This window comes from Ectopseudomonas khazarica, assembly GCF_017915135.1.
In the GTDB taxonomy this organism is placed as follows: Bacteria; Pseudomonadota; Gammaproteobacteria; order Pseudomonadales; family Pseudomonadaceae; genus Aquipseudomonas; species Aquipseudomonas khazarica.
Genome location: NZ_CP068551.1, coordinates 2,250,489 through 2,262,205 on the forward strand (window position 1 = coordinate 2,250,489; position 11,717 = coordinate 2,262,205).

The window sequence follows — 11,717 nt, forward strand, 5'->3', positions numbered from 1 at the left end:
GCTTCAGATCACCCGTGAGAAGCGTTGGCGCACCTGGTCGTTCAGGTAGCGGTCGAACAGCATGCACAGCGAGCGCACCAGCAGGCGTCCGGCAGGGCGCACGCGGATGCCGTGTTCGCCCAGTTCGATCAGGCCGTCGTCATGCAGGCGTTGCAGGTCTGGCCAGAGAGCCGCGAAATAGTCGCGGAAGTCGATGGCGTAGGCGTGCTCGATACCGCGGAAATCCAGTTCGAAATGACAGATCAGCTGCTGGATCACCGCGCGGCGCAGGCGGTCGTCGGCGTTGCAGTGCAGGCCGCGACGGGTGGCCAGCTGGCCGTTGCCGAGGCTTTGCTGGTAGCTGGCGATGTCGCTGTCGTTCTGGCTGTAGAGGTCGCCGACCTGGCTGATGGCCGACACGCCCAGGCCGATCAGGTCGCAATGGCCGTGGGTGGTGTAGCCCTGGAAGTTGCGCTGCAGGGTGCCTTCTTCCTGGGCAATCGCCAGTTCGTCATCCGGCAGGGCGAAGTGGTCCATGCCGATGTAGCGGTAGCCCGCGTTGGCCAGCTGCTCGATGCTGGCCTGGAGCATCGCCAGCTTGTCGGCTGCCGCTGGCAGGTCCTCGCTGTTGATGCGCCGCTGCGGCATGAAGCGCTCGGGCAGGTGGGCGTAGTTGAACACCGAGAGGCGGTCCGGTTGCAGGGCGATCACCTCCGCGACGGTACGGGCGAAGCGCTCCGGCGTCTGCTTGGGCAGGCCGTAGATCAGGTCGATGTTCACAGAGCGGAACTGCAGGGTGCGCGCGGCCTCGATGATGGCGCGGGTTTCTTCCAGCGTCTGCAGGCGATTGACCGCACGCTGCACCTCCGGGTCGAGATCCTGCACGCCCAGGCTGACGCGATTGAAGCCCAGCTCGCGCAGCAGGCCCATGGTCGACCAGTCCGCTTCGCGGGGGTCGATCTCGATGCTGTAGTCGCCGGAATCGTCATCCAGCAGGTTGAAATGCTGACGCAGGTGCTGCATCAGCCGGCGCAGCTCGTCGTGGTTGAGAAAGGTGGGCGTGCCGCCGCCGAAGTGCAGTTGCTCGATGACCTGCTCCTTGCCAATGTAGCGACTGACCATCTCGATCTCGCGCTCGAGCTTCTCCAGGTAGGGCAGGGCGCGGCCACGGTCCTTGGTGATCACCTTGTTGCAGGCGCAGTAGTAGCAGATGTGCGCGCAGAACGGGATGTGCACGTACAGCGACAGCGGGCGGCCGGCCTTGCGGCTGTCACGCAGGGCGTGCAGCAGGTCGAACGGACCGATGTCGTCGTGGAACTGCACGGCAGTCGGGTAGGAGGTGTAGCGTGGGCCGGCGAGATCGTAGCGGCGGATCAGATCGGCGTCCCACTGGATGGCTTCGAGCATGGGAAATAATCCTGGTCAGGCTGTGCGGCCAGTCTAGGGATGCAGCTGGGCGGGCGGCTTGATCTGAATCAAGGGCGCGTGGGGCGTCGAGCTGTCGTCGCTGCCTGGCGCCAAAGCGATCCGGCCACTTTCTATCGTGCATCTGCTTGCAGCTTGCAGCTTGCAGCTTGCAGCTTGCAGCTTCTGGCTTGCAGCCGCCTTCAATGCCCCATCAGCCAGTGCTGGTGCGGGCCGGGCAGGGTCCAGAGGCCGAACAGGATGACCAGCAGGCCACCCGCCATGCGGATGCCGCGCTGGCGCAGCAGGGCGGTGATGCGTTCGGCGGCGAGGCCGGTGGCCAGCAGGACCGGCCAGGTGCCGAGGCCGAACGCCAGCATCAGCAGGGCGCTGACGCGGGCATCGCCCTGGCTGGAGGCCCACAGCAGTGTGCTGTAGACCAGGCCGCAGGGCAGCCAGCCCCACAGGCCGCCGAGCACCAGCGCGCGCGGCAGGCTGCTGACCGGCATGAAGCGGCGGGTGAGCGGCTGGATATGCCGCCACAGGCCACGGCCGAGCGCCTCGATGCGGGTCAGGCCGCTCCACCAGCCGGCCAGGTACAGGCCCATGGCGATCAGTAGCAGGGCCGCGAGGCTGCGCATGACGACCTCGGCAGCACTACCGCGCACGGCCCAGCCCGCCAGGCCGAGCAGCAGCCCGGCGGCGCTGTAGCTGAGGATGCGCCCGAGGTTGTAGGCCAGCAGCAGCTGCAGGCGGCGAGCACGTTGTTGGGGAGGAATGGCCAGGGTCAGGGCACCCATCAGGCCGCCGCACATGCCCAGGCAATGGCCGCCGCCGAGCAGGCCGAGAATCAGGGCTGACACCAGCAGGGGCGCCAGCTCAAGCATCGGGCTTGTCCTGCTTGCTCTGCTCTTCGGCCTGTTCCACGCCCGCCTTGTGCAGCGGGTCTTCGTCATCGAAGAGAATGCTGTGCGCGGGGCCGTCGAGGTCGTCGTACTGGCCGCTGTCCACGGCCCAGAAGAACAGCCAGATGGCGAAGGCGACCAGGGCGATGGCGACGGGGATCAGGATGTAGAGCGCGGGCATGCGGTCTCCGTGGGGGCGTATGGGTAGGCACGCACAGCGCCGAGCGCGGTTCGTGCCTAGCTGTTCGGGCTGCGGCTCAGGCGCAGGGCATTGAGCACGACCAGCAGTGAGCTGAACGACATGCCGACCGCCGCCCAGATGGGGGTGATCCAGCCGAGCGCGGCGAAGGGCAGGACCATGCCATTGTACAGCGTCGCCCAGCACAGGTTCTCGATGATGATCCGTCGCGTGCGCCTGGCCATGGCCAGACCCTGTACCAGGCTGCCCAGGCGGTTGGACAGCAGGACCGCATCGGCGCTGGTCTTGGCCAGGTCGGAGGCCGAGCCCATGGCCACGCTGATATCGGCTGCCGCCAGGACCGGTACATCGTTGACGCCATCGCCGAGCATCAGCACACGGCGCCCCTCGCCGTGCAGCTGCTTGAGCACTGCCAGTTTGGCGTCCGGTGTCAGGCCGCCACGGGCGTCCTCGATACCGAGCTGGTGCGCCACCTCGGCGACCATCGGCGAGCTGTCGCCCGACAGCAGGTGGATGTGCCAGCCACGCTCGCGGGCGGCGGCGATCAGCTCGGGAGCGTCGTCGCGCAGGCGATCGTCGAGGACGAACCAGGCCAGTGACCCCTGCTCGTCGCCCAGCAGCAACCACTGGCCGTGCTCTCCGGCAATCTCCGGTACCTGCTGGCCGCTCAGCGCGCAGACGAAGCGGGCCTCGCCGATGCGCAGCAGACGGCCGTCGACGCTGCCCTGCAGGCCCAGGCCCGGATGGCTGTCGACCGCATCGGCGGCCCGTGGTGCCTGGCCGAAGGCGCGGGCGATGGGGTGCTCGGAGCGGTTTTCCAGGGCGGCGGCCAGCGCCAGGCAGCTGTCCTGATCCAGTTCGCGCAGCGGATGGATGGCGCTCAGGGTTAGGCGTCCCTCGGTGAGCGTGCCGGTCTTGTCCAGCACCAGCGTGTCGATATGGTTGAGCCCTTCGAGGACATGGCCACGGGTCAGCAGCATGCCCAGCTTGTGCAGGCTGCCGGTCGCGGTGGTCAGCGCCGTCGGTGTGGCCAGGGCCAGTGCGCAGGGGCAGGTGGCGACCAGCAGGGCGAGCACGACCCAGAAGGCGCGACTGGAGTCGATTTCCCACCAGATGAAACCGACCAGGGCGGCGGCCAGCAGGATGAACAGCAGGAACCACTGCGAAACGCGATCGGCGATCTCCGCCAGGCGTGGCTTCTCGCTCTGCGCACGTTCGAGCAGGCGGACGATGGCGGACAGCCGCGTGGCATCGCCCAGGGCCTGGACTTCCACGGTCAGCGGGCCTTCGACGTTCAGGGTGCCGGCGGTGACGCTGTCGCCGATAGCGCGCGCCTGCGGCAGGTATTCGCCGGTCAGCAGGGATTCGTCGACGCTGGACTGGCCGGCGAGAATGCGCCCGTCGGCAGGTACCAGCGAACCGGGTTGCACCAGCACCCGTTCGCCGACCTGCAGTTCGCTGAGCAGGATGCGCTGGCTCTGGCCATCACCGGCCAGGCGCAGGCAGGATGCAGGCAGCAACTGGACCAGTTGTGCGGTCGCCGCAGCGGTTCTCTCGCGCGCACGCCGCTCCAGATAGCGTCCGGCGAGGAGGAACAGGGCGAACATGCCCACGGCGTCGAAGTACAGTTCGCCGACTCCGGTGACGGTGGACCAGATGCCCGCGACGTAGGCCCCGCCGATCGCCAGGGAGACGGAGATGTCCATGGTCAGGTGGCGGGTGCGCAGGTCGCGCAGGGCGCCGCGGAAGAACTGCCCGCAGCAGTAGAAGACGATGGGGGTGGTGAGGAACAGGCTGGTCCAGCGCAGGATCTTGTCCAGCTCGGGCGTCAGGTCGACGTTGAATTCCGGCCAGGTGGCCATGGCCGCCATCATCACCTGCATCCACAGCAGGCCGGCCACGCCCAGCTCGCGCATGCGCCTGCGGTTCTCCGCCGCCAGCCGCTCGGCGGCCTCGTCCGCGTGCCAGGGGTGAGCGGCATAGCCGATGCGGCGCAGCTCGGCGAGCAACTGGCTGAGCGGGATCTGGCTATCCTGCCAGCGCACCTGCAGGCGGTGGTTGGACAGGTTCAGGTGCGCCTCGGCCACGCCGGGTACGCCACGCAGGTGTTTCTCGATCAGCCAGCCGCAGGCGGCGCAACTGATGCCTTCGATCAGCAGCTGGGTTTCGCTCAGCTCGCCCTCGTGCTGCACGAAGGGCTGTTGCACGTCGCTGCGGTCGTACAGCGCCAGCTCGTCGGGCAGGGCCTTGGGCAGGGTCTGCGGGTTGGCGGCGTTTTCGCTGCGGTGGCTGTAGTAGTGCTCGAGGCCGCCGGCGACGATGGCTTCCGCCACGGCCTGGCAGCCGGGGCAGCAGAGGTCACGGGGCTGGCCGAGGACCGTGGCGTGGAAATGGCTGCCGGTGGGAACCGGCAGTCCGCAGTGATAGCAGGGCGTAGGGGCGGGCATGATCAGTAGGAGGGATTGTCACCGATCATGATGGCCTTGCCGTCGGCAATGTTCTCTTCCTCGAACAGGCGCCAGCTCTGGCTGCCTTCCTGGCCCAGCAGTTCGACGAAGCGCCGGCCGCTGACCTGGTCGACCATCTGGCCACGGTACTGGCCATCGGCGCCGGGCTGCAGAATGACGCGACGATCGCGCTCCGGCTGGGTCGGCGAGATCAGGTTGAGGACGATCTGCTGCGGGCGGCTGTTGCCCTCCAGCACCAGGGTCGCGACGCCGGTGGCGCCATCGAGCACCAGCTCGCCGTGGAGTTGCAGGCGCTCGGCCAGTTGCTCGCGCTCCAGCGATTGGTTGATGCCCTTGCCGACGTCGTAGTAGTCATCGGAAATCAGCCCGGGTGGATTGCGCGTGGCCAGCGTGAGCAGGGCCAGGCCCTGCACCACGGAGTAGCCCAGCAGGGCGATGATGAACCAGGGCCAGAACTGCTTGTACCAGGGTTTTGCTGGCGATGGTGCGTGTTCGGTCATGCTCTTTCCGTTGTCAGCGGACGCTTGGGCCGATGAAGCGGCTGTCGGCGTCGTTCTTGATACTGGGGTCATCCGCGGATTGTACGTGGAAGACGATGTTGTTGGCGCTGGAAGGCAGCTTCTCCGGCGCGATGGAGAGTTCCACCGGGAAGGAGTAGACCTCGCCCGCCAGGGCGCGAACCTCGCGCTTGCCTTCGTAGACCAGACCGTCGAGACCGTCGGCGGTGATCACGTAGGTCATGTCGTGCTGCGCCTTGTTCATGATCTTCAGGGTGTAGACGTTCTCGATGTGGCCGCGCTCGTTCTCGCGGAACAGCACACGGTCCTTGAGCACGTCCAGCTCGACCAGCGGGCGGTTGGCCACGGCCCAGGCGAACAGGCCGATCATGGCGACGAGCGCGACAGCGTACCCGATCAGGCGCGGGCGCAGCAGGTGGGTCTTGCGTCCGGACAGGTTGTGTTCAGTGGTGTAGCTGATCAGCCCCTTGGGATAGTTCATCTTCTCCATGATGCTGTCGCAAGCGTCGATGCAGGCGGCGCAACCGATGCACTCGATCTGCAGGCCGTCACGGATGTCGATGCCGGTGGGGCAGACGTGCACGCACATCTTGCAGTCGATGCAGTCGCCCAGGCCCTGGGCCTTGTAGTCGGCGTCCTTCTTGCGCGGGCCGCGAGACTCGCCGCGACGCGGATCGTAGGAGACGATCAGGGTGTCCTGGTCGAACATCACGCTCTGGAAGCGTGCGTAGGGACACATGTAGATACATACCTGTTCGCGCAGGTAGCCGGCGTTGCCATAGGTGGCCAGGGTGAAGAAGCCGACCCAGAACAGCGCCCAGCCGCCGGCCTGCAGCGTCAGCAGCTCGGGAATCAGGTCGCGGATGGGAGTGAAGTAGCCGACGAAGGTGATCGCGGTGAGCAGGGACACGCCCAGCCAGATACCGTGCTTGGCCACCTTGCGCGCCAGCTTGTGGCCGCTCATCTGCTGCTTGTCCAGCTTCATGCGCTGGTTGCGGTCGCCCTCGGTGACCTTCTCGGCCCACATGAACACCCAGGTGAACACGCTCTGCGGGCAGGTGTAGCCGCACCAGACGCGGCCTGCGAACACGGTGATGAAGAACAGGCCGAAGGCGCAGATGATCAGCAGCCAGGACAGCAGCATGAAGTCCTGTGGCCAGTAGGTGGCGCCGAAGATGTGGAACTTGCGCTCCGGCAGGTTCCACCAGACGGCCTGACGGCCTTCCCAGTTCAGCCAGACGGTGCCGAAGAACAGAATGAACAGCAGTGCTCCGCCTGCGCGGCGCAGGTTGCGGAACAGGCCGGTGAATGCGCGGGTGTAGATCTTCTCGCGGCTGGCGTACAGATCGACGCTGGCATTCTTGGCGGAAGGAGGGGTGATGTCCTGGACGGGAATCTGTTCGCTCATCAATGCATACCACGGCGGTTGGTTGGCAGCCCGGGCCGATGCGTGCCGGTCAGGGTCAGTTCACGGTGGCTATATGGTACGCCTGAAAGACAACGCCCGGGTGCGACCAGCAGTCGCGACCCGGGCGTTCATTGACCCTTGTCAAAAGAGTCCTTCTACGCTTACTGCTCCTGCGCCTTGTGCGACAGGCTATAGACGTAAGCGGCCAGCAGGTGGACCTTGTCGTTGCCGAGGAATTCTTCCTGGGCCGGCATCTTGCCGTGACGACCGTAGCGGATGGTCTGCTGCAGTTGCGCGTAGCTGCTGCCGTAGATGAACGCTGCCGGGTTGGTCAGGTTCGGGGCGCCCAGGGCAGGGGTACCCTTGCCGTCGGCACCGTGGCAGGCGAAGCAGGTACCGGCGAAGACCTTCTGGCCCGCTTCGATGTCGGCTTCGGTGCCTTCCGGCAGCTCACGACCCGCCAGCTGGGTCAGGACGTAGGCGGCGACGTTGCGCACGCCATCTTCGCCGATGACCGGACCCTGAGGTGTCATGGCGCCTTCGCGACCCTTGAGGATGGTGGTCTTGATGGTTTCCGGCTCGCCGCCCCAGCGCCATTCGTTGTCGGTCAGGTTGGGGAAGCCGTAGCTGCCCTTGGCATCAGAACCGTGGCACACCGAGCAGTTGGAAGCGAACAGACGGCCACCCATTTTCAGGGCTTGCTCGTCCTTGGCCACTTCCTCGATGGGCATGGCAGCGTACTTGGCGAACAGCGGGCCGTATTGCTCGTCGGCGCGCGCCATTTCCTTCTCCCACTGGTGCACGCCGGTCCAGCCCGCGTGACGCATGGAGCCGTCGGCGATCTGTACGCCGGCAGCGAAGGGGGTCTTGCTCTCGCTGTCGACGTAGTCGTAGCCCGGCAGCAGGCCTTTCCAGTTGCCCAGGCCCGGGTAGAGGGCCAGGTAACCGAGGGCGAAGATGATGGTGGCGACGAACAGCATGAACCACCACTTCGGCAGCGGGTTGTCATACTCCTCGATGCCATCGAAGCTGTGGCCGACGGTTTCGTCGGTCACTTCCTGGCGCTGGCCCTTGCGGGTGCCGAAGATCAGCCAGGTCAGGGCGAAGATGGTGCCCAGGGAGAGGATGGTTACGTACCAACTCCAGAACGTGGTCATTGGTTATTGCTCCTGGAAGAGTCTTGGTCGCGCTTGGTTTCGGGATCATCCGCGAAGGGCAGGTTGGCGGCCTCGTCGAAGCCCGACTTGCGCTTGCTGCTGTAGGCCCAGAGCACCACGCTGATGAAGGCGATGAACACCACCGCCGTGCCGATTCCGCGAATAGTCCCGATATCCATGGCGTCTTACCGTTTGTTCTTGATGGAAGTGCCGAGAACCTGCAGGTACGCGACCAGCGCGTCCATTTCGGTCTTGCCTTTCACGGCATCGCGAGCACCGGCGATATCTTCATCGGTGTAGGGGATGCCGAAGCCACGCATGACTTCCATCTTCTTCGCGGTGTCCTTGCCATCGAGCTTGTTCTCGACCAGCCAGGGGTAGGCCGGCATCTTCGACTCGGGCACTACGTTGCGCGGGTTGTACAGGTGGGCGCGGTGCCACTCGTCCGAGTAACGGCCGCCGACGCGGGCCAGGTCCGGACCGGTACGCTTGGAACCCCACAGGAAGGGGTGGTCCCAGACGCTTTCACCGGCGACGGAGTAGTGGCCGTAGCGCTCGGTCTCGGCGCGGAACGGACGGATCATCTGCGAGTGGCAGCCAACGCAACCGTTGGCGATGTAGATGTCACGGCCTTCCAGTTCCAGCGCGGTGTAGGGCTTGAGGCCTTCGACCGGCTCGTTGGTGACGTCCTGGAAGAACAGCGGGACGATCTGGGTCAGGCCACCGATGCTGACGGCAATCACCATCAGCAGCGCCATCAGGCCGATATTCTTCTCGATGATTTCGTGTTTCATCAGTGAGCTACTCCGGCGGGAATCTGCGCAGCCGCATCGTATTCAGCCGGCTTGGCGGCACGCACGGTGCGGTAGGTGTTGTAGGCCATCAGCAGCATGCCGGTGACGAAGAAGGCACCACCGATCATGCGCACGACATAGCCCGCATGGCTGGCTTCCAGCGCTTCGACGAAGGAGTAGGTGAGGGTGCCGTCTTCGTTGACCGCGCGCCACATCAGACCCTGGGTGATGCCGTTGACCCACATCGAGGCGATGTAGAGCACGGTGCCGATGGTGGCCAGCCAGAAGTGCGCGTTGATCAGGCCGATGCTGTGCATCTGCTCGCGACCGAACACCTTGGGAATCAGGTGATACAGCGAACCGATGGAGATCATCGCTACCCAGCCGAGGGCGCCGGCGTGCACGTGGCCGATGGTCCAGTCGGTGTAGTGGGACAGGGCGTTGACGGTCTTGATGGCCATCATCGGGCCTTCGAAGGTGGACATGCCGTAGAAGGCCAGGGAGACCACCAGGAAGCGCAGGATCGGGTCGGTGCGCAGCTTATGCCAGGCGCCGGACAGGCTCATCATGCCGTTGATCATGCCACCCCAGCTCGGCGCCAGCAGGATCACGGACATCGCCATGCCGAGGGACTGGGCCCAGTCCGGCAGTGCGGTGTAGTGCAGGTGGTGCGGGCCGGCCCAGATGTACAGGGTGATCAGCGCCCAGAAGTGGACGATGGACAGGCGATAGGAGTAGATCGGACGCTCGGCCTGCTTGGGTACGAAGTAGTACATCATGCCGAGGAAGCCGGTGGTCAGGAAGAAGCCCACGGCGTTGTGACCGTACCACCACTGGATCATGGCGTCGGTGGCACCGGCATACATGGAGTAGGACTTGGTCAGGGTGACCGGTACTTCCATGCTGTTGACGATGTGCAGCATCGCGGTGACCAGGATGAAGGCGCCGAAGAACCAGTTGCCCACATAGATGTGCTTGGTCTTGCGCTTCATGATGGTGCCGAAGAACACCAGCAGGTAGGTGACCCAGACCACACCCAGGAGGATGTCGATCGGCCACTCGAGCTCGGCGTATTCCTTGGAGCTGGTGTAGCCCAAGGGCAGGGTGATCACCGCCAGGACGATGACCGCTTGCCAACCCCAGAAGGTGAAGGCAGCCAGACCGTCGGAGACCAGACGCGTTTGACAGGTGCGCTGGACCACGTAGTACGAGGTCGCGAAGAGGGCGCATCCGCCGAAAGCGAAGATCACCGCGTTGGTATGCAAGGGACGCAGACGGCCGAAGCTGGTCCACGGCAGGCCCAGGTTGAGTTCTGGCCACACGAGTTGTGCGGCGATGAACACGCCTAGACCCATCCCAATGACCCCCCAGATCACCGTCATAATGGCGAACTGGCGGACCACCTTATAGTTATAAGCAGTCTGACTGATTGCTGTGCTCATGCTAGGGGTTCCACGGTTAATGGAGTTTTATGGGGCAAAAATCGGCGGCAAGTATGGAGAAAGCAGGTAGCCATTGCAACGCAACATGCCGACACGAACGGGGTTTCAGAGCCTTTCAAGGGGACTGCGGGCAGGCCCCGGAGACAGCTCTGGCAGCTTTGGCGCAACCAGTTTGCGCAGCGCTAAGAAGGGATCGCCTTGGAGTTGTGTCAGATGGCGACTGAAAGGCAGCTTAGCCCAGATCAAGAAAATTGCAGGGCTATTGGTCGGCAGGTGCGACACTGGGTCGCACAGGTGCGGGGAGGGGCCGGCGACCAGGGGATGATCGCCGGCAAAGCGGGAGTTACTCGTTCTTGCCCTGGCTCAGTTTCAGCACATAGGCCGCCAGCAGGTGGGCCTTGTCGTTACCCAGGAAGTCTTCCTGAGGCGGCATGTTGCCACTGCGACCATAGCGGATGGTCTGCTGAAGCTGGGCGAAGCTGCTGCCGTAGATGAATGCGCTCGGACGGGTCAGGTCCGGTGCACCCAGGGCAGGGGTGCCCGTGCCGCTGGCGCCGTGGCAGGCGAAGCAGGTGGTGGAGAAGATCTTCTCGCCTGCTGCGACGTCGGCGACTTCACCTTCCGGCAGTTCGCGGCCGGCCAGCTGGGTCAGGACGTAGGCGGCAGCGTTGCGCACGCCGTCTTCGCCGATCACCGCACCCTGCGGCGGCATCATGCCGTGACGCCCCTTGAGGATGGTGGTCTTGATGGTCTCCGGCTCGCCGCCCCAGCGCCAGCTGTCGTCGGCCAGGTTGGGGAAGCCGTAGCTGCCCTTGGCGTCGGAACCGTGGCATACCGAGCAGTTGGAGGCGAACAGGCGGCCACCCATCTTCAGGGCTTGCTCGTCCTTGGCCACGTCCTCGATGGGCATGGCGGCGAACTTGGCGAAGATCGGCCCGTACAGCTCATCGGCACGATCCATCTCGCGTTGCCACTGGTTGACCTGGGTCCAGCCGTCCTTGTAACCCGGCAGCAGGCCCTTGAAGTTGCCCAGGCCCGGGTAGAGCAGCAGGTAGGCCGCGCCGAACACCAGGGTGCCGAGGAACAGCATGAACCACCACTTGGGCAGCGGGTTGTCATACTCCTCGATGCCATCGAAGGCATGACCCATGGTCTGCTCGGTCGGGTTCTTGTGCACTTCGCTCTTGCGGGTGGCGAAGATCAGCCAGAACAGCGCGATCAGCGTGCCCACGGTGAGCAGGGTGATGTATAGGCTCCAGAAGGCGGTCATGCTTCGTTACTCCAGACATCGGGCTTGTCGTCGGCGAACGGCAGGTTGGCCGCTGCGTTGAACTCGTCGCGGCGCTCGCCGCTATAGGCCCAGAAGGTGACTGCGGTGAAGGCGATCAGTACCAGCGCGGTACCCAGCCCGCGCAGCGTGCCCACATCGATGAATTCCAACAT

General features: G+C 65.0%; 12 protein-coding genes. All 12 read right to left on the minus strand.

The annotated features are described in order from the left end of the window. Window positions 1-3: 3 nt before the first annotated feature. Window positions 4-1,386: an oxygen-independent coproporphyrinogen III oxidase gene (gene hemN / locus JLK41_RS10665; protein WP_047587448.1), complete on the minus strand. Its 1,383-nt coding sequence runs from the start codon at window positions 1,384-1,386 to the stop codon at window positions 4-6. A gap of 200 nt (window positions 1,387-1,586) precedes the next feature. Continuing rightward, a complete protein-coding gene (locus JLK41_RS10670; RefSeq protein WP_037057043.1) occupies window positions 1,587-2,270 on the minus strand; it encodes a sulfite exporter TauE/SafE family protein in 684 nt (227 codons plus the stop codon). After that, entirely contained in the window at window positions 2,263-2,469 is a 207-nt protein-coding gene (gene ccoS / locus JLK41_RS10675) for a cbb3-type cytochrome oxidase assembly protein CcoS (protein WP_037057038.1), read from the minus strand. Before ccoS ends, JLK41_RS10670 begins: the two co-directional genes overlap by 8 nt. 56 nt (window positions 2,470-2,525) lie before the next feature. Further along, on the minus strand, window positions 2,526-4,934 hold the full coding sequence (locus JLK41_RS10680) for a heavy metal translocating P-type ATPase (protein ID WP_210390983.1): 2,409 nt from the start codon (window positions 4,932-4,934) through the stop codon (window positions 2,526-2,528). 2 nt (window positions 4,935-4,936) lie between these two features. After that, window positions 4,937-5,455, minus strand: coding sequence for a FixH family protein (locus JLK41_RS10685; protein ID WP_037057032.1), 519 nt, complete (start codon window positions 5,453-5,455; stop codon window positions 4,937-4,939). A gap of 13 nt (window positions 5,456-5,468) precedes the next feature. Then, the gene (gene ccoG, locus JLK41_RS10690) at window positions 5,469-6,881 is read right to left on the minus strand and encodes a cytochrome c oxidase accessory protein CcoG (RefSeq protein WP_037057029.1); all 1,413 of its coding nucleotides are present in this window, start codon (window positions 6,879-6,881) and stop codon (window positions 5,469-5,471) included. A 161-nt stretch (window positions 6,882-7,042) separates the two neighbouring features. Next, window positions 7,043-8,038 (minus strand): cytochrome-c oxidase, cbb3-type subunit III, encoded by a 996-nt coding sequence (gene ccoP, locus JLK41_RS10695; protein ID WP_037057022.1) that lies wholly within the window; start codon window positions 8,036-8,038, stop codon window positions 7,043-7,045. Beyond that, window positions 8,035-8,217, minus strand: a complete 183-nt coding sequence (locus tag JLK41_RS10700; RefSeq protein ID WP_037057020.1) for a CcoQ/FixQ family Cbb3-type cytochrome c oxidase assembly chaperone — start codon at window positions 8,215-8,217, stop codon at window positions 8,035-8,037. Before JLK41_RS10700 ends, ccoP (JLK41_RS10695) begins: the two co-directional genes overlap by 4 nt. 6 nt (window positions 8,218-8,223) lie before the next feature. Continuing rightward, entirely contained in the window at window positions 8,224-8,832 is a 609-nt protein-coding gene (gene ccoO / locus JLK41_RS10705) for a cytochrome-c oxidase, cbb3-type subunit II (RefSeq protein WP_134675985.1), read from the minus strand. After that, a complete protein-coding gene (gene ccoN, locus JLK41_RS10710) occupies window positions 8,832-10,274 on the minus strand; it encodes a cytochrome-c oxidase, cbb3-type subunit I (protein WP_210390984.1) in 1,443 nt (480 codons plus the stop codon). The genes ccoO and ccoN overlap by 1 nt, the downstream gene beginning before the upstream one ends. A gap of 343 nt (window positions 10,275-10,617) precedes the next feature. Next, a complete protein-coding gene (gene ccoP / locus JLK41_RS10715; RefSeq protein ID WP_047589881.1) occupies window positions 10,618-11,544 on the minus strand; it encodes a cytochrome-c oxidase, cbb3-type subunit III in 927 nt (308 codons plus the stop codon). Beyond that, window positions 11,541-11,717 carry a cbb3-type cytochrome oxidase subunit 3 gene (locus JLK41_RS10720; RefSeq protein ID WP_037057539.1) on the minus strand — a complete coding sequence of 59 codons (177 nt, stop codon included), beginning with the start codon at window positions 11,715-11,717 and terminating at the stop codon, window positions 11,541-11,543. The genes ccoP (JLK41_RS10715) and JLK41_RS10720 overlap by 4 nt, the downstream gene beginning before the upstream one ends.

Excerpts from the sequence above, each read along its gene's own strand:
- JLK41_RS10720 (WP_037057539.1), bottom strand. The coding sequence starts at position 11,717 with ATGTTGGAATTCATCGATGTGGGCACGCTGCGCGGGCTGGGTACCGCG.
- ccoG (WP_037057029.1), bottom strand. The coding sequence starts at position 6,881 with ATGAGCGAACAGATTCCCGTCCAGGACATCACCCCTCCTTCCGCCAAG.
- ccoS (WP_037057038.1), bottom strand. The coding sequence starts at position 2,469 with ATGCCCGCGCTCTACATCCTGATCCCCGTCGCCATCGCCCTGGTCGCC.
- JLK41_RS10685 (WP_037057032.1), bottom strand. The coding sequence starts at position 5,455 with ATGACCGAACACGCACCATCGCCAGCAAAACCCTGGTACAAGCAGTTC.
- JLK41_RS10700 (WP_037057020.1), bottom strand. The coding sequence starts at position 8,217 with ATGGATATCGGGACTATTCGCGGAATCGGCACGGCGGTGGTGTTCATC.
- hemN (WP_047587448.1), bottom strand. The coding sequence starts at position 1,386 with ATGCTCGAAGCCATCCAGTGGGACGCCGATCTGATCCGCCGCTACGAT.
- ccoP (WP_047589881.1), bottom strand. The coding sequence starts at position 11,544 with ATGACCGCCTTCTGGAGCCTATACATCACCCTGCTCACCGTGGGCACG.
- ccoP (WP_037057022.1), bottom strand. The coding sequence starts at position 8,038 with ATGACCACGTTCTGGAGTTGGTACGTAACCATCCTCTCCCTGGGCACC.
- JLK41_RS10670 (WP_037057043.1), bottom strand. The coding sequence starts at position 2,270 with ATGCTTGAGCTGGCGCCCCTGCTGGTGTCAGCCCTGATTCTCGGCCTG.
- ccoO (WP_134675985.1), bottom strand. The coding sequence starts at position 8,832 with ATGAAACACGAAATCATCGAGAAGAATATCGGCCTGATGGCGCTGCTG.
- JLK41_RS10680 (WP_210390983.1), bottom strand. The coding sequence starts at position 4,934 with ATGCCCGCCCCTACGCCCTGCTATCACTGCGGACTGCCGGTTCCCACC.
- ccoN (WP_210390984.1), bottom strand. The coding sequence starts at position 10,274 with ATGAGCACAGCAATCAGTCAGACTGCTTATAACTATAAGGTGGTCCGC.